The following is a 23,467-nucleotide window of genomic DNA, read 5'->3' as shown; positions in this document are numbered from 1 at the left end:
AACCCGTACATTCGGTCGGGGTAATAACGTTGCATAAAGATATCAGCAATCCAGCGCGTGATTATATCAGTTAAAAAGCATGCAACATATCTTTCAGACGGCCTTTTCACTTGTAAATAAAATAAATTTTGACAAAACAGGTAAATAGAAATAGAATAGCTCGTTTCGCACATGGTGTGCGGAATGTTAACCTAATTCTCATGGAGTTGAGTATGTACGCGGTCGTAAAAACCGGCGGTAAACAATACAAAGTTTCCGTTGGCGAAAAATTGAAAGTAGAACAGATACCAGCCGAACTCGACAGCCAAATCGAACTGACTGAAGTTTTGATGATTGCTGACGGCGAATCTGTAAAAGTAGGCGCACCTTTTATCGAAGGCGCAAAAGTAACAGCTAAAGTCGTTGCTCATGGTCGTGGCGAGAAAGTACGCATTTTCAAAATGCGTCGTCGCAAACACTACCAAAAACGCCAAGGCCATCGCCAAAATTTCACCCAAATCGAAATCGTGGCAATCGCCTAATTTCAAGTAAGTTCAGGAGTATTACAAATGGCAAGTAAAAAAGCAGGCGGTAGCACCCGCAACGGTCGCGATTCAGAAGCCAAACGCTTGGGCGTTAAAGCCTACGGCAACGAGCTGATTCCGGCAGGCTCTATCATCGTTCGTCAACGTGGTACTAAATTCCACGCAGGTGACAACGTAGGTATGGGCAAAGACCACACTTTGTTTGCTAAAGTCGACGGTTACGTTGAATTCAAAACCAAAGGCGCGCTGAACCGTAAAACTGTCAGCATCCGTCCTTACACCGGTTCTGAAGAATAATCGTTTTACGATTGAAAACCGCATTCCTTTTCGGAATGCGGTTTTTGTTTATTTGACTGTTTGTCCGTTTGATAAAATCCGTATGTCTTGAAGCTTGATTTATATTAAGGCCAAAGTAAAAACGCGCTTACAATCGATGGCCTTTGTTTTATTCTATCGACTCTTTCTATATAATCTATCAAATGCCTTTGATTTACCCTCATGTAGCTAAACACAGTAAACTTAAGGCCGTCTGAAAAAATCCGTATCAGTTGAATTACAAGGAATTCCTCCCATGAGCTTACACAGTGATATTCTCGTCGTCGGCGCAGGCCCTGCCGGATTAAGTTTTGCCGCAGAGTTGGCCGGAAGCGGTTTGAACATAACCCTGATTGAAAGAAGTCCTTTAGAAGTGTTGCAAAATCCGCCGTATGACGGCCGTGAAATCGCATTGACGCACTTGTCGCGCGAAATCATGCAGCGATTGGGTATGTGGGATTTGATTCCAAAAGACGAAATTTATCCTTTGCGCGATGCCAAAGTATTGAACGGTCATTCCGATTACCAGCTCCACTTCCCGCAACCGACTGAGGCGCGCGGCGAGCCTGCCGATTGCTTGGGCTATTTGATTTCCAATCACAATATCCGTAAAGCTGCTTATGAAGTCGTTTCCAAATTGGACAACGTGAAAATTCTGACCGGCACCAATGTTAAAGAAGTCAAAACTTCTGACGATGAGGCGCAAGTTATTTTGGAAAGCGGCGAAGTATTGACCGGCCGTCTGTTGTTGGCCGCCGATAGCCGCTTCTCGCAAACTCGCCGTCAATTAGGCATTTCTTCCGATATGCACGATTACAGCCGCACCATGTTTGTGTGCCGCATGAAGCATACCTTGTCCAACCTGCATACCGCATATGAATGTTTCCACTACGGCCGTACCATTGCGTTGCTGCCTTTGGAAGAACACTTGACCAATACAGTGATTACGGTGGACAGCGATAAAGCCGAAACGATTAAAAATATGTCGCCGGAAGAGTTGGCAGCCAGTGTGAAAGAACAACTCAAAGGCCGTTTGGGCGATATGGAATTGGTCAGCACCATTCACAATTATCCTTTGGTCGGCATGATTGCCCAACGTTTCTACGGCAAACGCAGCGCGTTGATCGGCGATGCCGCAGTCGGTATGCATCCGGTGACTGCACACGGCTTCAACTTGGGTCTGGCAAGTGCCGATCTTTTGGCTAAATTGGTTCTCGAAGCCGAGCAACGCGGTCAGGATATTGGTGCGAAGAGCCTGCTGGAAAAATACAGCACCAAGCATATGCTCCACGCCCATCCGATTTACCACGGCACCAATATGCTGCTGAAACTCTTCACCAATGAAACTGCTCCGGCGAAACTGCTGCGCGGTTTGGTATTGCGTGCAAGCAATAACTTCCCACCGCTGAAAAAACTGATTACCAAACAATTGACCGGTTAATCATTTGAAAACATAAAAGGCCGTCTGAACGATTAAAGTTTCAGACGGCCTTGTTTTTTATCTGCTGCTTATTTGGCTAAAACCGATTCGGGCATTTCTTGACAGACGTTTAAAGAAGTCAATTTTTTGGTCAAGATGCTCAGTACGATGCCGTAGGTGGGCAGGAAGAAGAGGGTGCAGATGGCGAGTTTGAACAGATAATCGACAAATGCGATGCCCTGCCAGTTTGCGGCCATAAATTCATCGTTGCTCGCATAAAAGGCAACGGCGAAAAACACCAGCGTGTCCAAAGCGTTGCCGACAACGGTAGAAGCTGTGGGGGCAATCCACCATGATTTCAGACGGCGTAATCTGTTGAACACGAAAATATCGAGGATTTGCCCGAGCGCATAGGCGGAAAAGCTGGCCAATGCGATACGGCCGACGAAGGTGTTAAATTCGGCCAAAGATGCCCAGCCTGTCCAGTTGCCGTCATGAAAGAGGACGGAGAAGACGTAAGAGAGCAGCAGGGCGGGGAACATTACCCAAAAAATAATCCGTCTCGCCAACGGCGCGCCGAAAATACGCACGGTCAGGTCGGTAGCGAGGAAGATAAAGGGGAAGGAAAATGCGCCCCAAGTGGTAAAGATACCGAAAATTTGAAAGGGGAACTGCACCAGATAGTTGCTGGCGGCAATAATAAAAATATGGAAAAGCACCAGCCAGAAGAGCGCTTTCTTCTGCTGTGCGGCAGTAAATTCGTACATGGGAATCTTTCGGAAGTTTTTTCAGGCGGCATGAAGCCTTGCGAGACCGTGCAATAAATAAAGTCGCGCAATAAAAAGGGCGGTTAGGCCGTCTGAACAGGATTATTGTGCATCGTGTTTAAACAGGCGTTTGCGTGCCAAAGCTTCAAACTCTGTGCCTGCTTTGCCGTAGTTGGCAAACGGATGAATGGCGATGCCACCGCGCGGTGTGAATTCGCCGAATACTTCGATGTATTTCGGATCCATCAGGGCGATAAGGTCTTTCATGATGATGTTGACGCAGTCTTCATGGAAGTCACCGTGGTTGCGGAAGCTGAAGAGATAGAGTTTCAGGGATTTGCTTTCCACCATTTTGATATGGGGAATATAGCGGATGTAGATGGTGGCAAAGTCGGGCTGGCCGGTCATCGGGCAGAGGCTGGTGAACTCGGGGCAGACGAATTTGACGAAATAGTCGTTGTCGGGGTGTTTGTTGTCGAACGCTTCCAAAATTTCAGGAGCGTATTCGCTCGGGTATTGGGTTTTCTGGTTGCCCAAAAGGGAGATGCCTTGCAGCTCTTCATTGTTGCGGGACATGAGGTTTCCTTAGTTTTTTAATGTGGGAGGTTTTCGAACCACGGGGTGCGGATTGTAATATAAATTGCATGGCTTGTGCGGATTTTATAGCGATGAATCAGCAGGATAGGTTTCAGACGGCCTGTTTTGTATTTTATGAAACCTGTTTTCCGTTTTACAATAGCAACCAATCAACAGGCCGTCTGAAAGTTTTGTATGTCTTTAGCCCAACCCAAACGTATTCTGATCATCAAATTGCGCCATCATGGCGATGTGCTTTTGAGCACGCCGGTGGTCGATGCGCTGAAAACCCGTTTCCCCAATTGCGAAATCGATATGCTGGTGTATGCCGGTACGGGGCAGCTGATTGCTGATAATCCGCAGATTGCGCAGATTTTTACCATTGATCGAAATTGGAAGAAGCTGGGCGTATTCAAACAGTTGGCGTGTGAGAAAAACCTTTTTTCAAAGCTGAAGGCGCGCGATTACGACTGGGCTTTCAACCTGTCCGACCAATGGCGCGCGGCAATAATCGCCAAACTGTGCGCCCGTTGCAGCGTGGGTTTGGACTGCATCAAGCGCGACGGTTTCTGGTGGCGTTTCTGTCATGATTTTATCAACCATGAGCTTGATACCAGCCATCATATCGTTGAAAACCAATTGAATATCCTTGCGCCGCTTATCCAGCCGGAAGACGTGGCCGATGCGAAGGTACGCCTTTGGGTGGCACAAGATGCAAGGGAAAGCATGTGGCAGAAATTGCGTGAACAGGGTTGGAACGGCGAAGATTATGTGTTACTGCACCCGGGTGCGCGTTGGCATTTCAAATGTTGGGAAGACGGCAAAAACGCCGCCATCGTACAGCTTCTGCTCAACAGCGGACAGAATGTCGTATTGACTGCTTCTCCCGACACTGTCGAACAATACATGCTTCAGGAAATTATAGGCCGTCTGAATATTCCGGAAGGCAGGAAAGTATATGTATTGTCCGGATGCTTGAGCCTGCGTGAATTGGCGGCAGCCATTGAGGGAGCGAAGCTGTTTGTCGGTGTCGATTCCGCACCGATGCACATCGCCGCTGCTTTGGATAAACCGCAAATCGCTTTGTTTGGCGCGTCATGGGTGGATAAATGGCGTCCGTATTCCGAACAGGCTGAAGTCATTTATGCCGGCGATTATGCCGAACTGCCTCCCCCCGACAGTATCGACACCAACGATCCGACACGTTTATTGAAAGCGATTCCGTTGCAGGATGTGTGGGACAAAATTTCGGCTAAATTGGAGGCGTTGGAGGCTTAAAACCGCTTACCACGATCCGTTAAACGTTTTAACTTTGCGCCAAAATGCCCATTTGGAACGGCGGCTGATTTCCAGCGTGCCGCCGTTTTCGCCGTCTGTGGCAATGCACACGGTTTTCAGACGGCCTGAAGCGAGTGCGGCCCATAAAGGTGCAAACCAACGGGTTTCCCAGCTTTCCAAAATATCTTTGTATGCCCAAACATCGCCTGTCTGTAAGGTGGAAACCAAGTCGTCCAAAAAGATAAGGCCGTCTGAAACCGTGTTGCCTGTTTCTTGAACCATCTCAAACCAAGCCTTCAAATTATACGGCGCATCGAGTTTGGGCGTATCCGAAAAACGCGCCCATGCGCTGTCTGAGGCGACGATATCCGCAGACTGTGTACCGTCCGCATCATTCCACAGCCACAAACCGTTGATTTCCGGCAGCCCTTGTTGTTCGTGCGCTTGGTTAATCGGATGCGTGTGGAGAAACATTTGGATTTCCGTCTGCATGGCCAACCAAGACACCGCATCTTTGCCGTGTGCCTGACCGTCCATTTCCGGCTGCCCGCACACATCCAAAACACATTCCGCGCCCCAATCTTCAACCTTCGGCATACTGAGCAGCCACATGCTTTCGCAAAGCGGCTCGAATTGCCAATCTTTATCTTGATAAAACGCCGACAAATCCGCACATAACCGTTGCGCCTCCTCTTTTTGGATGCCGATAAACTCGCCGCTGATAATGTTGACATGGTGCATGCCCATCTGTTGCCAAACCGGAGAGGCAAAAGCGGCCGCGCGTTTTTGGCTTGTGTGGCGTAAACGTTGCACTTGGGCAATGAGGCTGCCGCTCCACAAATGGCGTCCGTAAAATTCAGACGGCCTGAGTGTTTCTTTGCGTAATGTGCCGTAACGCAAAAGACGGTTAAAAGCAGGTAAGGCAAGCGCAGGGACGGATTCGTCGGCAAAGCGGTTGAGCGAGGGGAGGGCGAGGGTCAGCTTCATAAGCGCAAATAGATAGGAAAACCGTTATTTTACGCGACAAATGATGCGTTTCGGAACCTTGCCCTCACGCCCTGAAAAAGAGCCGTTCGGACGGCCGGTTTGGAAAAAACGGGCTGTCATGCTAAAATGCGTGGCGTAAATTTCAGAAAAACAGGGTGTAAATCAACACAATAGCCCTGATAATAACGTCAATCTTAAACACGACCTCATTCATTCCGAGTGAAAACCTGATTTTCAGATCGGAAAAAAGACTCCAAGTCCTTTATCCCCAAAACTGTTTAAACCAGCAGGCGGTCGCGGCAGGCCGGATGTGCCGGCATTCTGCAAACCTCAAAAAACAGACCGCCCCATTAAGGATAACGCGTGATTAAAAACAAATATTCCACTCGATTTAAAGCAACCCTCTTAGCGTTTCTGCTGCCGGCTTCAGGCATCATGACCGCATACGCCATTACCGACCCTCAACCAGCACAGACCGATTTCAAAGTTGAGCGTATTTCCGAAGAGCTGCCTGCCGTTTATGTGGAAACCAATACCTATCAATCCAGCTATTGGGCACAAGAAGCCGTCCAAGCCGGCGATTCTTTGGCAGACGTTTTGACGCGCATGGGTGTCAACCAAGAAGACATCAAGCAAATCATGGCGAAAAACAATGCCAACCTCGACATGAAAAACCTGCGGACCAACCAATCCGTCAACATCCGCATCGATTCTTCAGGCCAAGTGACCGACGTTCAATTCTTTACCGATGAAGAATTGGAACGCAACTTGGTGGCTTTGGAAAAAGTCAAAGGTAAATGGCGCATCTCCAATGCCGAAATCGACATGAAAACCATGCCGACCCTGCGCTCCGTGCAAATCCGCACTTCCGCCATCGGCGATATGCTCCGTGCCGAAATCCCTTCCGAAGTGTATATCCAGCTCAAAGAAATCTTTGCCGACTCATTCAATATGAGCGATTTGAAAGAAGGCGATATCGTGCGTCTTTTGTACAACAGCATGTATTTCCGCGGCCAGCAAATGGCGGTTGGCGATATTTTGGCGGCTGAAGTGGTTAAAGACGGTAAAACCTACCAAGCTTATTATTACAGCCAAGGCAAAGGCGACGAAGAAAGCGGCAGCTACTACGACCAAAACGGTAAGTCCCTGCAACAAAAAGAAGGCTTTAATACCGAGCCTGTTGCATACACGCGCATTTCTTCCCCGTTCGGCTACCGTGTCCACCCGGTCCTGCATACCGTCCGTATGCACACCGGTATCGACTATGCCGCGCCGACCGGTACGCCGATTAAGGCCGCTGCCGACGGCGAAGTGATTTTCAAAGGTTGGAAAGGCGGTTATGGCAATACCGTGATGATTCGCCATGCCAACGGTGTGGAAACCCTGTACGGCCACATGAGCGCGTTCAGCCCTGCCGACGGCAGAGTCCGTGCCGGCGAAGTGATTGGTTTTGTCGGTACAACCGGCCGTTCGACCGGCCCGCACCTGCACTACGAAGCACGCGTCAACGGCCAGCCGGTCAACCCGACTACCGTCGCCCTGCCGACGCCGAAATTGACCCCGACCAATATGGCCGCGTTCCGCAAACAGCAAAAAGATGCCAGCACGATGTTGTCTACCATCCGCTCTTTGCCGGTTTCCGTAGCGCAGCTGGATTAATAAGATAAAGGCCGTCTGAATAAGGTTTCTTTCAGACGGCCTTTTCCATTAAAATTGATACCTCAACGCCCACGTTTACTCAGAGAAAACTTATGTCTGCTTATCAGCCCATTATCCAATCCTTGCTTGATACCGACCTGTACAAATTCACCATGCTGCAAGTCGTGTTGCACCAATTCCCGCAAACCCACAGCCTTTACGAATTCCGCTGCCGTAACAAAGAGATGGTGTATCCGCTGGCCGATATTCAAGAAGACTTGGAACGCGAACTCGACTCCCTGTGCCAGCTGCGCTTTACCCATGACGAACTTGACTATCTGCGCAGCCTGCGCTTTATCAAAAGCGATTTTGTCGATTATCTCGAACTTTTCCAACTCCAACGCCGCTTCGTCCAAGTCAGCCCCGATGACCAAGGCCGTCTGAACATCCGCATCGAAGGCCCGATGATACAGGCGATGTTCTTCGAGATTTTCATTCTTGCCATCGTCAACGAACTCTATTTCCGCCGCTTGGAAACGCCTGCCGTCATCGAAGAAGGCGAGCGCCGTTTGCAGGCCAAAGCGCAACAGCTGAAAGAAATTGCAGCTACTCAAAATCCGAATGATCTGCCGTTCCTTATTTCCGATTTCGGCACGCGCCGCCGCTACACCCTCTCATGGCAGGAACACGTTATCCGCACCTTGCTGAAAGCTGCTCCCGACATCGTGCGCGGTACCAGCAACGTTTATCTGGCCAAAAAACTCGGTATCACACCCATCGGCACCATGGCGCACGAGTTCCTCCAAGCCTTCCAGGCCTTGGACGTACGTTTGCGCAATTTCCAAAAAGCCGCGCTGGAAAGCTGGGTACACGAATACCGCGGCGACCTCGGCATCGCCCTGACCGACGTGGTCGGCATGGATGCCTTCTTGCGCGATTTTGACCTTTATTTTGCCAAACTCTTCGACGGCCTACGCCACGATAGCGGCGATCCTTATGTTTGGGGCGACAAAGCCTACGAGCATTACAAAAAACTCAAAATCGACAGCCGTACCAAAATGCTGACCTTTTCAGACGGCCTCGATATTGAGCGTTCATGGGCGTTGCACCAATACTTCAAAGACCGTTTCAAAACCAGTTTCGGTATCGGTACCAATCTGACCAACGACTTGGGACACACGCCTTTGAACATTGTCTTGAAGCTCGTCGAGTGTAACGGCCAATCCGTTGCCAAACTCTCCGACTCCCCGGGCAAAACCATGACCACCAACAACACCTTCCTCGCTTACCTGCGCCAAGTGTTTGACGTACCGGAGCCGGAAGAGAAAGCCTAAAAACAAAGGCCGTCTGAAATGTTCAGACGGCCTTTTTAATTAATCCATATCGCTTTCAGGTAATTCTGCCGAACCCATGCGGCGTAAGATGATATTGGTTTTGTTGTGCATCCGTTTGCTCTTAGGATGGTCTGCGTAAAACAGCGGAGCCGGAACGCGCGCCGTGAGTTTGGCGGCTTGTTGGCGGGTGAGGGCGGAGGCAGGTTTCTTGTAGAAGTACTGGGACGCCGCTTCCGCGCCGAATATGCCGTAGTGCCATTCGATTGAGTTTAAATACAGCTCAAAAATGCGGTCTTTGTCGGTAACGGCTTCCATCATCGCGGTAATCGCCGCTTCTTCGCCTTTGCGGATGTAGCTGCGGCTTTCGTTGAGAAACAGGTTTTTTGCCAGCTGCTGGCTGATGGTCGAACCGCCGGCTTTGACTTCGCCGCTTTGTTTATTGCGTTTCATGGCGTATTTGATGCCGTTCCAGTCAAAGCCGCTGTGTTCGGCAAAGTTGGCGTCTTCGGAAGCAATCAGGGCTTTTTTGAGGTTGACGGAGATTTGGTCGTAAGGCACCCAGCGGTAATCCAGCTCGACATCGCGGCCTTCTTTTGCAAACTGGCTCATGCGCATGGACATGAAGGCGGTTTTGCTGGGCGCGACGGCGCGGTAGGTAATGATGTTGCCGTACACATAAGCGTTGAAGAAAATGAAGATGCCGATGGGCAGGGCAATCAGCCATTTGATGATGCGGAACATGGTTACAGGGCTTTCATGTATTCGATAACGGGGCGGATATCGGGCGTAAATCCGCGCCAAATATGGTAGGAGGCAGCAGCCTGACCGACCAGCATGCCCAGGCCGTCTGAAACTTCGGCCGCGCCGTTGCTTTGGGCAAAGTTCAAAAACGCCTGCGCCGCTTCGCCGTAAACCATATCGTAGGCAAGGCGGCAGTTGCGGAAAATTTCAGGGCTGACGGCAGGAAGCTGACCGCTCAAGCCGCCGGACGTGCCGTTGATGATGATATCAAAACCGCCGTTCAAATCCGACATCGGGACGGCTTCAATGCCGAAAAGCCGCGCCAATTCCTCGGCCTTGGCGTGGGTGCGGTTGGCAATGACGATACGGGCAGGGCGGTGTTCTTTCAAAACAGGAATCACGCCGCGCACAGCACCGCCTGCGCCCAAAAGCAAAATGGTTTTGTCTTCGATGGCAATATTTTTGACCTGCGTGATGTCGTTGGCCAAACCGATACCGTCGGTATTGTCGCCGCGTATCCTGCCGTCTTCCAACCACACTAGCGTATTGACCGCGCCGGCAGCCAAAGCGCGGTCAGAATGCTCGTCCGCCAGCGCAAAAGCTTCCTGCTTGAATGGGACAGTTACATTCGCACCTTGCCCGCCCTCGGCACGAAACGCCGCAACAGCCTCGGCAAAACCGCCGATTTCGGCACAAATGCGCTCATATTCGATGTCGATGCCTTCATGAAGGGCAAACTGCCGATGGATTTGCGGCGACTTGCTGTGGGCGACGGGGTTGCCGAAAACGGCGTAACGCGGAGTGTTGTTCATAAAATGGGTCTGAGAAAACAAAAGAAAAGAGTGCTTATTATAGCGGTCTTTATGTTAAGAAAGCGTAATGTAAAATTGTTGACAATTAAACAGTCTGAAACTATATTTCATTGCGTAAAAACGGGTGCCCTGATGTATTTCAGACGGCCTTACCGTGGTAGAATAACAACTTAAACCCATTCCCTCAGGAGCTGAAGATGTCCATCAAAGACGCTGTAAAACTGATTGAAGAAAGCGAAGCCCGCTTCGTAGATTTGCGCTTTACCGATACCAAAGGCAAGCAGCACCACTTTACCATCCCCGCCCGCATCGTTCTCGACGATCCCGAAGAATGGTTCGAAAACGGTCAGGCGTTTGACGGTTCGTCCATCGGCGGTTGGAAAGGTATTCAGGCTTCCGATATGCAGTTGCGTCCCGATGCGTCTACGGCCTTCGTCGATCCTTTCTACGACGATACCACCGTTGTCTTTACCTGCGACGTTATCGATCCGGCCGACGGCCAAGGCTATGACCGCGACCCCCGCTCTATCGCACGCCGCGCCGAAGCTTACTTGAAATCTTCCGGTATCGGCGATACCGCCTATTTCGGCCCCGAGCCTGAATTCTTCGTTTTTGACGGCGTAGAATTTGAAACCGATATGCACAAAACCCGTTACGAAATCACTTCCGAAAGTGGCGCATGGTCAAGCGGCCTGCACATGGACGGTCAAAATACCGGCCACCGTCCGACCGTCAAAGGCGGTTACGCACCTGTTGCGCCGATTGACTGCGGTCAAGACCTTCGTTCTGCCATGGTCAATGTTTTGGAAGAACTCGGCATCGAAGTGGAAGTGCATCACGCCGAAGTCGGTACCGGCAGCCAAATGGAAATCGGCACCCGTTTCGCCACTTTGGTTAAACGCGCCGACCAAACCCAAGACATGAAATATGTGATTCAAAATGTCGCCCACAACTTCGGCAAAACCGCCACCTTCATGCCTAAACCGATTATGGGCGACAATGGCAGCGGTATGCACGTTCACCAATCCATTTGGAAAGACGGTCAAAACCTGTTCTCAGGCGACGGCTATGCCGGTTTGTCCGATACCGCCCTTTATTACATCGGCGGCATCATCAAACACGCCAAAGCCCTGAACGCGATTACCAATCCGTCCACCAATTCTTACAAACGCCTCGTGCCGCACTTTGAAGCGCCGACCAAATTGGCATACTCTGCCAAAAACCGTTCCGCTTCCATCCGCATCCCGTCTGTGAACAGCAGCAAAGCACGCCGTATTGAAGCGCGTTTCCCTGATCCGACCGCCAACCCATACTTGGCGTTTGCTGCCCTGCTGATGGCCGGTTTGGACGGTATTCAAAACAAAATCCATCCGGGCGACCCTGCCGATAAAAACCTGTACGACCTGCCTCCGGAAGAAGATGCATTGGTGCCAACCGTTTGCGCTTCTTTGGAAGAAGCACTGGCCGCCCTCAAAGCCGACCACGAATTCCTCCTGCGCGGCGGCGTATTCAGCAAAGACTGGATCGACAGCTACATCGCCTTTAAAGAGGAAGATGTCCGCCGTATCCGCATGGCACCTCATCCGCTGGAATTTGAAATGTATTACAGCCTGTAAAACAGCTGAGGCATTTTAAATAGGAAATCTAAAGGCCGTCTGAAACTGGATTTGAAGTTTCAGACGGCCTTTAGATTTGAATTGGCTAGGGTATTCTGATTTGCCATAATAGCGAGAAGCAATGAATCATGCTGTTTGAAAACCTTTATGGAATCGGTACTGCGTGTTAAATTTCAGCATGACAGGCCTTTTATTAAAGATATTCGCCATTACTTTATAGTGAAGCAGTCTTCAAGCTGAATCCGCAAGGTAAAGGCATTACTTGGGAAGAGCTGAAAGAGTCTTTCGATTCGGATAAGACAGAAGAAGATTAAAGCCTCGGGCCGTCTGAAAGGATATTTTCTGTTTTCAGACGGCATGTTTGATAAGGAAAACCATGTTTGCAAATTTTGATTTAGGCGTATTTCTGCTGGCAGTATTGCCCGTGTTGTTGGCCATTACCGTGCGCGAAGTGGCACGCGGTTATACGGCGCGGTATTGGGGCGACCATACCGGCGAGCAGTTTGGGCGTTTGACCCTCAATCCGCTGCCGCACATTGACCCTGTCGGTACGATTGTCGTGCCGCTGGTGTGTCTGATGATAGGCAGTTTTCTGTTTGGTTGGGCGCGTCCTATGCCCATCGATTCGCGCAATTTCCGTGATCCACGCCGTGCGTGGCGTTGGGTGTCGATTTCAGGTCCGATAGCCAATCTGATTTTGGCGTTTTTCTGGGGTTTTGTCGTCGTACTTGCCGCGTATGTACCTGAATCTTATCAAGCACCGTTGGTGCAGATGGCCGGTTACGGCGTGATGGTGAACTCGATTTGGGTCGCATTCAGCCTGATTCCGATTTTGCCTTGGGACGGTGGTATTTTTATCGATACCTTTCTCAACGCCAAACAGTCCATGCAGTTCCGTAAAATCGAGCCATACGGCACATGGATTATCCTGATCCTGTTGTTTACCGGCCTGTTGGCCAAACTGATTTGGCCGATTATCGCCATGATTCAGGCCGCAGTGCAGATGGTGGTCATGCTGTTTATTTAAATGTTGTGGCTTTAAAGGCCGTCTGAAGCTCAGTTTCAGACGGCCTTTTTCATTGTGCAACATGTAAATACGATTGGAAAAGTTGCTTAAAAATTGTACAATTTCAGCCCTTTCAATTTGGCGCAAACATCATGCACATCGGCGGCTATTTCATTGACAATCCTATCGCACTTGCCCCCATGGCAGGCATTACGGACAAACCGTTCCGCCGGATTTGCCGCGAGTTTGGCGCAGGGTGGGCGGTATGCGAAATGCTGACCAGCGATCCGAGCTTGCGCCATACCAAAAAAACCTTGCGCCGCAGCGATTTTGAAGGCGAGGGCGGAGTGGTGGCCGTGCAGATTGCCGGCAGTGATCCGCAGCAGATGGCGGAAGCAGCGCGGTATAACGTCGGCTTGGGCGCTCAGGTGATTGATATAAACATGGGCTGTCCGGCCAAAAAAGTCTGTAATGTGCAGGCGGGCAGCGCATTGATGCAAAACGAGCCTTTGGTTGCCAAAATCTTGGAAGCCGTTGTCAACGCGGTAGACGTACCCGTTACCCTCAAAACCCGTTTGGGCTGGCATGACGAACATCAAAACTTGCCGACCATCGCCAAAATTGCCGAAGAATCAGGCATCGCAGCCCTTGCCATCCACGGCCGCACCCGTACGCAGATGTACAAAGGCGAAGCGCGTTACGAACTGATTGCCGAAACCAAAGGCCGTCTGAACATTCCCGTTTGGGTCAACGGCGATATTACTTCGCCGCAAAAAGCCGCCGCCGTCCTCAAGCAAACTGCTGCCGACGGCATCATGATAGGGCGCGGCGCACAAGGCAGGCCGTGGCTCTTCCGCGATTTGAAACATTACGCCGAACACGGCGTTTTGCCGCCGGCCTTAAGCTTGGCAGAATGCAACGCCACCATTTTGAACCACATCCGCGCTATGCATGAATTTTATGGCGAAGTGGCCGGCGTACGCATCGCCCGCAAACACATCGGCTGGTACATCGACGAAATGCCCGACGGCGAACAGATACGCCGAGACATCAACCGCTTGGACAGCGCCTCAGCACAATACGACACCCTTGCCGCCTATCTTGAGACGCTTTTAGAAAAAATCGACCGTTGGGTATGCCACTATCGGGAAGGCTAAAGGGTTTCAGACGGCCTCATCATTTAAAAATAAATCCATTTAAAAACAAATCCAAAGAAAGACATGACGATGAATCAAACGACGACTGACATTGCGCAATGTATTGAACAAAACTTACGACAATACTTCAAAGACTTGGATGGTACGGAACCTTGCGGCGTGTATGATATGGTATTGCATCAAGTGGAAAAGCCGATGCTTGCCTGCGTGATGGAGCAATGCGGCGGCAATCAGTCTAAAGCGGCCGTTATTTTGGGTTTGAACCGCAATACCCTGCGTAAAAAATTACAACAGCACGGTATGCTGTAATACGGCAGGGCAATCCGTCCTGACGGTCGAAGGAGAAATAACAGTGCAAAATCCGAATAAATTAAATATCCATTTCATCTTGCACGAGGCATTTGAAGTGCCGGGAGCATATTTGAAATGGGCGCAATGGCGCGGACATAACATCAGTACAACCAAAGTGTACGAAAGGGAAACCCTGCCTGACAATGTGGACGATATAGATTTTTTGATTGTGATGGGCGGGCCGCAATCGCCTGATGAAGACAGGCAGGCATTCCCGTATTACGACCCCGAATCCGAGCTGCGCCTGATGCGTCAGGGGATGGCGGCGGATAAATATATTGTCGGCGTGTGTTTGGGTGCGCAGCTTTTATCCGTTGCCTACGGCGCGCGCCACACACGCAGCCCTGAGCGTGAAATCGGCATTTATCCGATTGAGCTGACGGCGGAAGGTTTGGCGGATGCCCATGTTTCCCTGTTGGGCAAAACCCTGAATACCGGCCATTGGCACGGCGATATGCCCGGTTTGACGGATGAGGCGGTTGTGTTGGCAACCAGCAAAGGTTGTCCGCGCCAGATTATCCGTTTTGCGCCCAAACATTATGCCTTCCAGGCCCATTTGGAGTTTGACCGTGAAGCCGTCGGGCTGCTGATTGCAGCGGACGGACGCGAAAATGTGGCCGAACAAAGCCAAGCCCAAACTTATGTCCAGCATCCGGATAAAATCGAAGCGGCGGATTTCAGTGAAATGAATGCCAAACTCTTCGACTTTTTGGATTCGCTGACGCAGACAAAATAAAAAAGGCCAACCCTCCAGGCCGTCTGAATAATAAATATAGAGAAGAAACGATTAACCCTTTTTAAAAGGTCGGACCATGTTCTATCAAATACTTGCCCTGCTGATTTGGGGCAGCTCTTTTATCGCTGCCAAGTATTCTTACGAGATGATCGACCCTGCGCTGATGGTTGAGGCACGGTTGTTGATTGCCGCGTTGATGGTGCTGCCGTCGTGCCGCCGTCATTTGGGAAGGATTCCGCGGAGCGAGTGGAAGCCGTTGTTGTGGATTTCCTTTGTCAACTACGTTGTCGTTTTGATGCTCCAGTTTATCGGTTTGAAATACACGTCTGCCGCCAGCGCGGTTACCATGGTCGGGCTGGAACCCTTGCTGGTGGTTTTTGTCGGTCATTTCTTTTTCAACGACAAAGCGAAAATTTACCACTGGATTTGCGGTGCGGCGGCGTTTGCCGGCGTGGGCATGATGGTAATGGGCGGTGCAGAAGAAGGCGGCACGATTGATTGGTTCGGCTGTTTGCTGATTTTGCTTGCGGGATTGGGTTTTGCAGGCGTGATACGACCAAGCCAGCAGATGATTGCCCGCATCGGTGCGCCCGCATTTACCGCGGCTTCCATGGCGGTGGCGGCGGTGTTGTGCCTGCCGTTTTCGCTGGTGTTGGCAGACAGCTATCAAATCAATTGGTCATGGGGCGGTACGCTGTCGATTTTGTATATGGGGATCGGTTGCAGTTGGCTTGCCTATCTGTTGTGGAACAAAGGCATGAACAAAGTTCCTGCCAACGTCTCCGGTCTGCTAATTTCGCTTGAGCCTGTTATCGGCGTTATCATGGCGGTGTTAATTTTGGGCGAACATTTAAGTGCTATGTCTGCGATGGGCATTACCGTCGTTATTGCGTCCACTTTTGTCGCCGGTATGTTGGCGCGTGTCAGCAACAAACACAAAAAGGCCGTCTGAAAACAGTTTCAGACGGCCTGAAGTAAGCAGTATCTTTTTTCAATAAAACATTTTGGGAAAATTTCTATGAAACGCATTATCTCCATGCTTTTGCTTGCCTGCCCTATCTTAGCGTCGGCTGCATCCGATAACGACAAAGCCGCCGTACAGGCCGTCATTGCCAAGCATTACAGCCGACCGCTTGCCGCGCACAAATGTCAGCTCTCCAAGCCGCCGAAAGACAGTGAGACAGCATCTGACAATATTATGTATTGCATGAAACCTGTCGCCGACCATACCGTAACACGCAACGGCAAAGCCACGCGCTATGTGTTGTACACAGGTTTTGCCTACGATATGCAACAAAAAGTAAAACAGGACGCGCATGCTTCTTCGGGTCTGGCGGAATTGTTTGTTTTGGAAAAAACAGACGGAAAGTGGGTAATCAAACAGCACGGAAAAGATGAAGTCGGCGCATGGGGGGATGTGCCGGAGAATAAGGATTGGCGGTTTGTCCAGATGGGTGAGCAAAACTGGGGCTACACTGTCGAATCAGGTTATACAGGTCAGGGTGAAACGACAACCGGAGAAAATTTCCTGTTTACCGATAATAGCAACCGTATCCGTAAAAGCTTAATTATCAACGGTAGCGATAACGGCGCATATTTTGGCGATTGCGATGAATTGAAAGGGCGTGAAAAACGAGACTGCAAAAACAGATATACCAGCCTGGAAGCCAAAATTGCTTTTGACAAAAGCCGTCCTGCCGTATCCGGCGTATGGGCGTTGACTGCAAAACTCAGCGGCGTATCAGGAAAGAAAAATTATAAAAATCAGAAATATATTTTCCCTTATAACGGCCAAACCCACGTCGCCCCCAAAAACTATCCCTTAGGCGGACAATAGTTCCCTTAAAAAACGCTTTGATCAAACCACTACTACCTCAAGTCAAATCCCGTGAAAGAAACGCATAAACTCTGGGCCGCACTCATCATTACCGGCATTATCGGCGGCATGGTCGGCATTGTATTAACCGAAATCATGCATACAATTCAACATCTTGCCTACGGTTACGGTTCAGACGGCCTATACGTTTCATTCCGAGAGGGCGTAGCGCAGGCAAGTCCTGTGCGGCGTATCGGCGTGATGGCCTTTTGCGGCGTGGTGGTCGGCTTGGGGTGGTGGTTGCTCAAACGCTACGGTAGGCCGCAACCGAGCATTAAAGCCGTGGTTAAAAATCCGCTCGCCGGTTTTCCGTTTTTTGAAACCGTCAGCCATGCCCTGTTGCAAATTATTACCGTCGGGCTTGGCTCGCCGCTCGGCCGCGAAGTTGCGCCGCGCGAAATGACCGCCGCCTTTGCTTCAGTAGGCGTCAACCGTTTCGGGTTGAGCGAAGACGACACAAGGCTGGTCATCGCTTGCGCCTCGGGTGCAGGTTTGGCGGCTGTGTATAACGTGCCGCTCGCCTCCACACTTTTCATCCTCGAAGCCATGCTTGGCTTATGGACGCAGCAAGCAGTCGCCGCCGCATTGCTGACTTCAGTCATCGCCACCGCCGTCGCACGCATCGGTTTGAGCGACGTGCAGCAATATCATCCGGCCAACCTTTCCATCAACACATCATTACTTTGGTTTTCCGCCATCATCGGCCCGATACTGGGCGCAACTGCCGTCTTTTTCCAGCGTACAGCCCAAAAGTTTCCCTTCATCAAGCGCGACAATATCAAAATCATTCCCTTGGCCGTCTGTATGTTTGCACTCATTGGCGCGATTGCCGTTTGGTTTCCCGAAATTTTGGGCAACGGCAAAGCAGGCAACCAACTGACCTTTGGCGGCATAACCGACTGGCAACACAGCCTTGAGCTGACTGCCGTCAAATGGCTGGTCGTCTTGATGGCGCTGGCGGCAGGCGCATACGGCGGCCTGATTACCCCATCCATGATGCTCGGCAGTACCATCGCCTTTGCCGCTGCCGCCGCGTGGAATGTTTTCTTTCCCACCATGTCCTCCGAAAGCGCGGCCGTTGTCGGCGCCGCCGTTTTCCTTGGCGTTTCCCTCAAAATGCCCCTGACAGCCATAGCCTTTATTTTGGAGCTAACCTACGCCCCCGTTGCCTTACTCATGCCATTATGTACAGGCATGGCAGGCGCAGTATGGGTAGCAAAGAAAATGGGATTTAAATAGACAAAAGCAAAAGGCCGTCTGAAACCAAGTTTCAGACGGCCTTTTACAATAAAATTGTCAACAATATCTATAAAAACCTACTGCCAAAAAGGCGAAAATAGCGGATAATACCGCCCTGAAAATTCATCCCATACTGATTAAACCTTCAACAAAGGAAATCCCATGTCTTCCATCAAACGCGCCCTGATTAGCTTGTCCGACAAGACAGGCGCAGTCGAATTTGCCCAAACCCTGACCAAGCTCGGTGTAGAAATCCTCTCTACCGGCGGTACAGCAAAACTCTTGGCTGATGCAGGCGTTCCCGTTATCGAAGTTGCCGACTATACCGGTTTTCCCGAAATGCTCGACGGCCGCGTGAAAACCCTGCATCCGAAAATCCACGGCGGCATCCTCGGCCGTCGCGATTTGGACGAACACGTCGCCAAGATGGAAGAACACGGCATCGGCAATATCGATTTAGTGTGCGTCAATCTTTATCCCTTCGCCGCCACCATCGCCAAACCAAACTGCACGCTGGAAGACGCGATTGAAAACATCGACATCGGCGGCCCAACCATGGTGCGCTCTGCCGCGAAAAACTGGAAACACGTCGCCATCGTTACCGACACAGCCGATTTCCCTGCCATCGCCGCCGAACTCGAAGCCAACAACGGCGCATTGAGCGACAAAACCCGTTTCAACCTCTCACGCAAAGCATTCAGCCATACCGCCCAATACGACGGCATGATTTCCAACTACCTGACCTCGCTTTCAGACGACGTCTTGAGCGGCCAGCCCCAAATCGGCGAATTCCCAAGCCAGTTCAACCAAAGCTGGATTAAAGTGCAAGACATGCGCTACGGCGAAAATCCGCACCAACGTGCCGCGTTCTACCGCGATATTTACCCCGCCGCAGGCAGCCTTTCCGCCTACAAACAACTGCAAGGCAAAGAATTATCGTACAACAACATCGCCGATGCCGATGCCGCATGGGAAGCCGTCAAATCCTTTGATGCGCCGGCCTGCGTGATCGTGAAACACGCCAATCCGTGCGGCGTAGCCATTGCCTCCAATACCTTGGATGCCTACAAACTCGCCTACGCTACCGACACCACCAGCGCATTCGGCGGCATCATCGCCTTCAACCGCGAAGTGGACGGCGAAACTGTCAAACAAATTACCGACAACCAATTTATGGAAGTCCTCATGGCGCCGAAGTTCACCGCCGAAGCCCTCGAAATCGCCGCCGCCAAGAAAAACGTGCGCGTATTGGAAGTGCCGCTCGAAGCAGGTGCCAACCGCTTCGAACTCAAACGCGTCGGCGGCGGACTGTTGGTACAAACCCCCGACATCCACCGCCTCAACCGCGCCGATTTGAAAGTTGTCTCCAAACGCCAACCGACCGAGCAAGAATGGAACGACCTGATGTTTGTATGGAACGTCGCAAAATACGTCAAATCCAACGCCATCGTCTTCGGCAAAGGCGGTCAAACCTACGGCATCGGCGCAGGCCAAATGAGCCGCGTGGACAGCACCCGCATCGCCGCCCGCAAAGCGCAAGATGCCAATCTCGACCTCAACGGCGCATGTGCCGCTTCCGATGCCTTCTTCCCATTCCGCGACGGCGTAGATGTCATTGCCGAGCAGGGCATCAAAGCCATCATCCATCCGGCAGGCTCCATGCGCGACCAAGAAGTCTTTGACGCAGCGGACGAACACGGCATCGCCATGGTCGTAACCGGCATCCGCCATTTCCGCCACTGATAAGCTGATATAAAATAAAGGCCGTCTGAAAACAAAGTTTCAATATCATGAAACCCGTTTTCAGACGGCCTTCTTTAATCATCAAACAATTTAGCGGACTAACTGTAAATCAGACAAAGCAACCAAGCCCCAGCCCGTCCGATTCATGTAGCAACACAACGCCACACAAGCCTAAAACCAACCCACTCAGAGAAAGAAACATGAAAAACATCCTCCTCATCCTTGCCCTCGCCACACTTACCGCCTGCGCTTCCAGTCATACCGGCGGCTACGGCTATGCCGGCAACAATGGCGCTTCCGCAGGTGTAACCCAAACGTTCCGTTGGTAAGGCCGTCTGAAAAACAACACAGTTTTCTACAATAGAGAACAAATAAATCCCAAACGTAAAGGCAAGTTTTACACTTGCCTTTTTAACGCTGTCCATCGGCTCAATAGTGCATAAATTCGTATTATTTGTTCACTATTTATATGTTAGGAAACGTCAAAGGCCGTCTGAAAACAGGCGATATAAACCCATCACACGGTTTAAACTGATCCTCGATACAAATCTCATTAATTCTCTAAATAAAAGCTGACATCTAAATCTATCACTAAAATAACTATCCTATCTACATATTATTTAATAATCATTATTATTTAAAAATTTCAATAAAAATCATATAGCTAGAAAAAGCGTTTAAAAAAAGCAACAAGTAAATCTAACGGGTATGACCGTTGAGGCCGAAAAAATAACACTTTATCGGAAGAATTGATTTGTAAAACCAAACGCATATAAAATTTGAGTCAGGATTCCGAAAGCATTGAAAGAAGCTGACAAAAAGTGACTTGTTAAGAAACAAGCTGACAAAAAACGGCACATCGTTTCCCAAACTTCACAAGCTTCTAGAAATGTATCAGCATAAAATCCCATAAAACAGAATTTTAGCTGCTATTCGGCCGAATGGAGACTTTTGGCACGGTAATTGCATACAGGAGATTACGGCATGAAACCGCATAAAGAGGAAACTCTGAAATGCGGCAAATGTATGGACAGGCGGTTTACAGCCGAGCAAACGTCCCGAAAGAAATCAAACCCCTTACAGGAAAATCGATATGAATAAAGTCTTTAAAGTCATTTGGAACCACGCGACCCAGACATGGACCGCGGTTTCCGAAATCAGCCATGCACACGGCAAAAAATCCGCTTCTGACAAGCGCAAAGCCGTAGCTGCTGCAGTTGCGGCGGCAGGTGCCTTGATGGCTTCCGGTGCTGCTCAAGCAGGTACGGATTTGGGTAATAGTGCAGTAAACATTTCTCCTAATGGCACTTACAACGGTTCTAACAGCGTTGGGAAAAATTCTGTTGTGGTAGGTTATCAAAATACCACCAACGACCAACATGGTACTATCGCTTACGGTGCTAACAATACCGCAAATGCAGAAGCTGCTTTGGCAGTAGGTAATAATAACCAAGCAACCAATCTAAATACTATTGCAATCGGTACCAGTACTGTGGCTAGTGGTGATAGTTCTGTTGCAGTTGGTAAGTTGACTGAAGCAACTGCAATTCGTGCGACTGCAGTAGGTAACCGTGCAACTGCAACTGTGGATTCTGCAAGTGCATTCGGTAACCGTGCAACTGCAAACGGTCAATTTGCTACTGCGATTGGTGATAATACCACTGCTAGCGCTGGTGCCGTTGCAGTAGGTACGCATTCAAATGCAACCCATCAAGATTCTATTGCGATTGGTAATAATGCTTCGGGTGCTTGGACCAATACTATTGCTGTTGGTAAAGACACTGTAGCAAGCCAAGACCACGCACTTGCTATGGCTACATCAGCAAAAGCCATTGGTGTTCAATCTGTTGCCATTGGTTCATACTCTAACGCTAGTGCAGACTCGGTTGTTGCTCTTGGTCAAAATGCAAAAGCTGGTGGTGAAGTACAAGCTGGTGCTACTAAAGGCCCTGGTACCGCAGCAGTAGCTGTAGGTTTTGAGTCAAATGCGTCTGCAGCGAATACTGTTGCGGTAGGTAAGTCGTCTAAGGCAAGTAGTAATAATGCAATTGCGGTAGGGGTTCAATCTGAAACTAAAGGACGAAATGGCGTAGGCGTTGGTGCATATTCTGAAGCTACGGCAGGTCGTTCTACGGCAGTTGGTACATTAGCTCAAGCTAATGGCGAGGGCGCATTTGCTGCTGGTGCATCTGCAAGAGCAACAGGTGCGAACTCCATTGCTATTGGTGGAGCAATGGATGGAGATATCCCTAGCGGTAAAACAGGTGAGGAGTTGGCTCAGGCTAAAGCAGGTTCTGCTGCTAAAGCAACCGGTAACAACTCTATCGCTTTGGGTACTCAATCTAAAGCTATCGGCGATAACTCTGTTGCTCAAGGTAACGGCGCTACTGCAAACCAAACTGCTGACGTTGCAGTAGGTTATAACGCTAAAGCTAATGGTACTTCTGCTGGTACTAATGCGGAAGGCTCAGTAAACAATGCCGGTTCTGCAATGGCAATCGGTACAGAAGCTCAAGCAACCGGTATCGTAGCAACTGCTATCGGTGAGCGCGCTCAAGCTCTGGCAAACGGCGCGGTAGCATTGGGTGGCGACGCTCAAGCCAAACAAGGTTCTGACGTAGCAATCGGTCGTGGTTCCGTAGCCAACGGTACTTCTGCTTCTGCATTCGGTCCTGCTGCTCAAGCAACTGGCAAATACGCAGTAGCTTTGGGCGTACAAAGCCAAGCCACTTCAGAACAAGCCATCGCATTGGGTCGCCTCTCTCAAGCTAACGGCAAGTTTGCAACTGCTCTGGGTAACAACGCTCAGGCAACAGCCCAAAACACTCTGGCTTTGGGTACAGAAGCTAAATCTACTATCGAAAACAGCGTAGCCCTGGGTAACGGTTCTACAACCAGCGCATTCGTACCTACCAACACTGCTACTGTTGGCAGCTACACTTACAGCGGCTTCGCAGGTGCAACCAGCGGCTTGGGTAACGGCGCAGTATTGTCTGTAGGTTCTGCAGGTAAAGAACGTCAAATCCAAAACGTTGCCGCAGGTCGTATCAATGCAACTTCTACCGATGCAATCAACGGCTCTCAATTGTTTGCTGTAGCAAACCGTATCGAAAACCTGAATCCGTTTGTATTCCAAGGCCACAATGGCAGCGGTAGCTCACCAGCTGAAGGTACATTCAAATACAATCCGAATTCAGCAAGCAATCCTCTGAAACTGATCGCTGGTGAAGGTCTGAAAATGACTTCAAACGGCACTAACGAATACACCCTGAGCGTAGTAGGTGGTGGTGCTACTGGTCCTAAAGGCGATACCGGTGCTACTGGTGCTAAAGGTGACACTGGTGCAACTGG

At 50.2% G+C, this 23,467-nt stretch carries 22 protein-coding genes and 1 riboswitch; of the genes, 17 read left to right on the top strand and 5 right to left on the bottom strand.

The features are described 5' to 3' along the window. Positions 1-212: 212 nt before the first annotated feature. The 3 genes from rplU (at position 213) to ubiM (ending at position 2,280) form a co-directional block, all read left to right on the top strand. Positions 213-521: a 50S ribosomal protein L21 gene (gene rplU / locus O3682_RS08215; protein ID WP_002216394.1), complete on the top strand. Its 309-nt coding sequence runs from the start codon at positions 213-215 to the stop codon at positions 519-521. Between the two features lie 27 nt (positions 522-548). Further along, positions 549-821: a 50S ribosomal protein L27 gene (gene rpmA / locus O3682_RS08210; protein ID WP_002212328.1), complete on the top strand. Its 273-nt coding sequence runs from the start codon at positions 549-551 to the stop codon at positions 819-821. A gap of 274 nt (positions 822-1,095) precedes the next feature. Further along, positions 1,096-2,280 carry a 5-demethoxyubiquinol-8 5-hydroxylase UbiM gene (gene ubiM / locus O3682_RS08205; RefSeq protein WP_371509527.1) on the top strand — a complete coding sequence of 395 codons (1,185 nt, stop codon included), beginning with the start codon at positions 1,096-1,098 and terminating at the stop codon, positions 2,278-2,280. 68 nt (positions 2,281-2,348) lie between these two features. Here the strand turns inward: ubiM and O3682_RS08200 are convergent, their stop codons facing one another. Both O3682_RS08200 and queF read right to left on the bottom strand, forming a co-directional pair. After that, positions 2,349-3,026 (bottom strand): 7-cyano-7-deazaguanine/7-aminomethyl-7-deazaguanine transporter, encoded by a 678-nt coding sequence (locus tag O3682_RS08200; protein ID WP_371509525.1) that lies wholly within the window; start codon positions 3,024-3,026, stop codon positions 2,349-2,351. A gap of 102 nt (positions 3,027-3,128) precedes the next feature. Then, the gene (gene queF / locus O3682_RS08195) at positions 3,129-3,602 is read right to left on the bottom strand and encodes a preQ(1) synthase (protein ID WP_254322376.1); all 474 of its coding nucleotides are present in this window, start codon (positions 3,600-3,602) and stop codon (positions 3,129-3,131) included. A gap of 3 nt (positions 3,603-3,605) precedes the next feature. Next, positions 3,606-3,650: riboswitch (PreQ1 riboswitch) on the bottom strand. A 147-nt stretch (positions 3,651-3,797) separates the two neighbouring features. Here queF and rfaQ point away from each other — a divergent pair. After that, positions 3,798-4,880 carry a putative lipopolysaccharide heptosyltransferase III gene (gene rfaQ / locus O3682_RS08190; protein ID WP_371509523.1) on the top strand — a complete coding sequence of 361 codons (1,083 nt, stop codon included), beginning with the start codon at positions 3,798-3,800 and terminating at the stop codon, positions 4,878-4,880. 6 nt (positions 4,881-4,886) lie between these two features. Here the strand turns inward: rfaQ and O3682_RS08185 are convergent, their stop codons facing one another. After that, positions 4,887-5,867: a hypothetical protein gene (locus O3682_RS08185; RefSeq protein WP_371509521.1), complete on the bottom strand. Its 981-nt coding sequence runs from the start codon at positions 5,865-5,867 to the stop codon at positions 4,887-4,889. A gap of 363 nt (positions 5,868-6,230) precedes the next feature. Here O3682_RS08185 and O3682_RS08180 point away from each other — a divergent pair, with 363 nt between their 5' ends. Both O3682_RS08180 and pncB read left to right on the top strand, forming a co-directional pair. Further along, a complete protein-coding gene (locus O3682_RS08180) occupies positions 6,231-7,526 on the top strand; it encodes a M23 family metallopeptidase (protein WP_371509519.1) in 1,296 nt (431 codons plus the stop codon). A 92-nt stretch (positions 7,527-7,618) separates the two neighbouring features. Next, positions 7,619-8,839 carry a nicotinate phosphoribosyltransferase gene (pncB, locus tag O3682_RS08175; protein ID WP_371509517.1) on the top strand — a complete coding sequence of 407 codons (1,221 nt, stop codon included), beginning with the start codon at positions 7,619-7,621 and terminating at the stop codon, positions 8,837-8,839. A gap of 39 nt (positions 8,840-8,878) precedes the next feature. On the opposite strand, the gene mtgA is transcribed toward pncB, so the two are convergent. Both mtgA and aroE read right to left on the bottom strand, forming a co-directional pair. Next, positions 8,879-9,580, bottom strand: a complete 702-nt coding sequence (gene mtgA, locus O3682_RS08170) for a monofunctional biosynthetic peptidoglycan transglycosylase (protein WP_371509516.1) — start codon at positions 9,578-9,580, stop codon at positions 8,879-8,881. Between the two features lie 2 nt (positions 9,581-9,582). Next, positions 9,583-10,392: a shikimate dehydrogenase gene (aroE, locus tag O3682_RS08165; RefSeq protein WP_371509515.1), complete on the bottom strand. Its 810-nt coding sequence runs from the start codon at positions 10,390-10,392 to the stop codon at positions 9,583-9,585. Between the two features lie 197 nt (positions 10,393-10,589). On the opposite strand from aroE, the gene glnA reads away from it, so the two are divergent. The 11 genes from glnA to O3682_RS08110 all read left to right on the top strand — a co-directional run. Further along, the gene (glnA, locus tag O3682_RS08160; RefSeq protein WP_049328869.1) at positions 10,590-12,008 is read left to right on the top strand and encodes a type I glutamate--ammonia ligase; all 1,419 of its coding nucleotides are present in this window, start codon (positions 10,590-10,592) and stop codon (positions 12,006-12,008) included. Between the two features lie 376 nt (positions 12,009-12,384). Beyond that, the gene (locus tag O3682_RS08155) at positions 12,385-13,035 is read left to right on the top strand and encodes a site-2 protease family protein (protein ID WP_371509514.1); all 651 of its coding nucleotides are present in this window, start codon (positions 12,385-12,387) and stop codon (positions 13,033-13,035) included. Between the two features lie 131 nt (positions 13,036-13,166). Then, entirely contained in the window at positions 13,167-14,171 is a 1,005-nt protein-coding gene (gene dusB, locus O3682_RS08150; protein ID WP_371509512.1) for a tRNA dihydrouridine synthase DusB, read from the top strand. A gap of 69 nt (positions 14,172-14,240) precedes the next feature. Further along, positions 14,241-14,480 carry a Fis family transcriptional regulator gene (locus O3682_RS08145; protein ID WP_003684241.1) on the top strand — a complete coding sequence of 80 codons (240 nt, stop codon included), beginning with the start codon at positions 14,241-14,243 and terminating at the stop codon, positions 14,478-14,480. 43 nt (positions 14,481-14,523) lie between these two features. Then, positions 14,524-15,258, top strand: a complete 735-nt coding sequence (locus O3682_RS08140; RefSeq protein ID WP_371509510.1) for a glutamine amidotransferase-related protein — start codon at positions 14,524-14,526, stop codon at positions 15,256-15,258. Between the two features lie 76 nt (positions 15,259-15,334). Continuing rightward, positions 15,335-16,210: a DMT family transporter gene (locus O3682_RS08135; RefSeq protein ID WP_049344471.1), complete on the top strand. Its 876-nt coding sequence runs from the start codon at positions 15,335-15,337 to the stop codon at positions 16,208-16,210. Between the two features lie 66 nt (positions 16,211-16,276). Next, positions 16,277-17,095, top strand: a complete 819-nt coding sequence (locus tag O3682_RS08130; RefSeq protein WP_371509508.1) for a hypothetical protein — start codon at positions 16,277-16,279, stop codon at positions 17,093-17,095. A gap of 108 nt (positions 17,096-17,203) precedes the next feature. Next, positions 17,204-18,373, top strand: coding sequence for a chloride channel protein (locus O3682_RS08125; RefSeq protein WP_371509582.1), 1,170 nt, complete (start codon positions 17,204-17,206; stop codon positions 18,371-18,373). Between the two features lie 162 nt (positions 18,374-18,535). Beyond that, positions 18,536-20,116, top strand: coding sequence for a bifunctional phosphoribosylaminoimidazolecarboxamide formyltransferase/IMP cyclohydrolase (purH, locus tag O3682_RS08120; protein WP_250615035.1), 1,581 nt, complete (start codon positions 18,536-18,538; stop codon positions 20,114-20,116). A gap of 200 nt (positions 20,117-20,316) precedes the next feature. After that, a complete protein-coding gene (locus O3682_RS08115) occupies positions 20,317-20,445 on the top strand; it encodes a hypothetical protein (RefSeq protein WP_371509506.1) in 129 nt (42 codons plus the stop codon). Positions 20,446-21,209: 764 nt separating this feature from the next. Beyond that, positions 21,210-23,467 (top strand): ESPR-type extended signal peptide-containing protein (locus O3682_RS08110; RefSeq protein ID WP_371509504.1); only part of this gene is annotated, 2,258 nt, incomplete at its 3' end.

This window comes from Neisseria sp. 27098_8_112, assembly GCF_041433235.1.
Classification (GTDB): domain Bacteria; phylum Pseudomonadota; class Gammaproteobacteria; order Burkholderiales; family Neisseriaceae; genus Neisseria.
The sequence above is the reverse complement of the archived record's forward strand: the minus strand, read 5'-3'. Positions and strand labels throughout refer to the sequence as shown.

Coding starts and splice junctions, on each gene's coding strand:
- O3682_RS08200 (WP_371509525.1), bottom strand. CDS start 3,026: ATGTACGAATTTACTGCCGCACAGCAGAAGAAAGCGCTCTTCTGGCTG.
- O3682_RS08130 (WP_371509508.1), top strand. CDS start 16,277: ATGAAACGCATTATCTCCATGCTTTTGCTTGCCTGCCCTATCTTAGCG.
- aroE (WP_371509515.1), bottom strand. CDS start 10,392: ATGAACAACACTCCGCGTTACGCCGTTTTCGGCAACCCCGTCGCCCAC.
- dusB (WP_371509512.1), top strand. CDS start 13,167: ATGCACATCGGCGGCTATTTCATTGACAATCCTATCGCACTTGCCCCC.
- mtgA (WP_371509516.1), bottom strand. CDS start 9,580: ATGTTCCGCATCATCAAATGGCTGATTGCCCTGCCCATCGGCATCTTC.
- O3682_RS08155 (WP_371509514.1), top strand. CDS start 12,385: ATGTTTGCAAATTTTGATTTAGGCGTATTTCTGCTGGCAGTATTGCCC.
- O3682_RS08115 (WP_371509506.1), top strand. CDS start 20,317: ATGAAAAACATCCTCCTCATCCTTGCCCTCGCCACACTTACCGCCTGC.
- rfaQ (WP_371509523.1), top strand. CDS start 3,798: ATGTCTTTAGCCCAACCCAAACGTATTCTGATCATCAAATTGCGCCAT.
- ubiM (WP_371509527.1), top strand. CDS start 1,096: ATGAGCTTACACAGTGATATTCTCGTCGTCGGCGCAGGCCCTGCCGGA.
- glnA (WP_049328869.1), top strand. CDS start 10,590: ATGTCCATCAAAGACGCTGTAAAACTGATTGAAGAAAGCGAAGCCCGC.
- O3682_RS08145 (WP_003684241.1), top strand. CDS start 14,241: ATGAATCAAACGACGACTGACATTGCGCAATGTATTGAACAAAACTTA.
- queF (WP_254322376.1), bottom strand. CDS start 3,602: ATGTCCCGCAACAATGAAGAGCTGCAAGGCATCTCCCTTTTGGGCAAC.
- O3682_RS08135 (WP_049344471.1), top strand. CDS start 15,335: ATGTTCTATCAAATACTTGCCCTGCTGATTTGGGGCAGCTCTTTTATC.
- purH (WP_250615035.1), top strand. CDS start 18,536: ATGTCTTCCATCAAACGCGCCCTGATTAGCTTGTCCGACAAGACAGGC.
- O3682_RS08125 (WP_371509582.1), top strand. CDS start 17,204: ATGGTCGGCATTGTATTAACCGAAATCATGCATACAATTCAACATCTT.
- rplU (WP_002216394.1), top strand. CDS start 213: ATGTACGCGGTCGTAAAAACCGGCGGTAAACAATACAAAGTTTCCGTT.
- rpmA (WP_002212328.1), top strand. CDS start 549: ATGGCAAGTAAAAAAGCAGGCGGTAGCACCCGCAACGGTCGCGATTCA.
- pncB (WP_371509517.1), top strand. CDS start 7,619: ATGTCTGCTTATCAGCCCATTATCCAATCCTTGCTTGATACCGACCTG.
- O3682_RS08185 (WP_371509521.1), bottom strand. CDS start 5,867: ATGAAGCTGACCCTCGCCCTCCCCTCGCTCAACCGCTTTGCCGACGAA.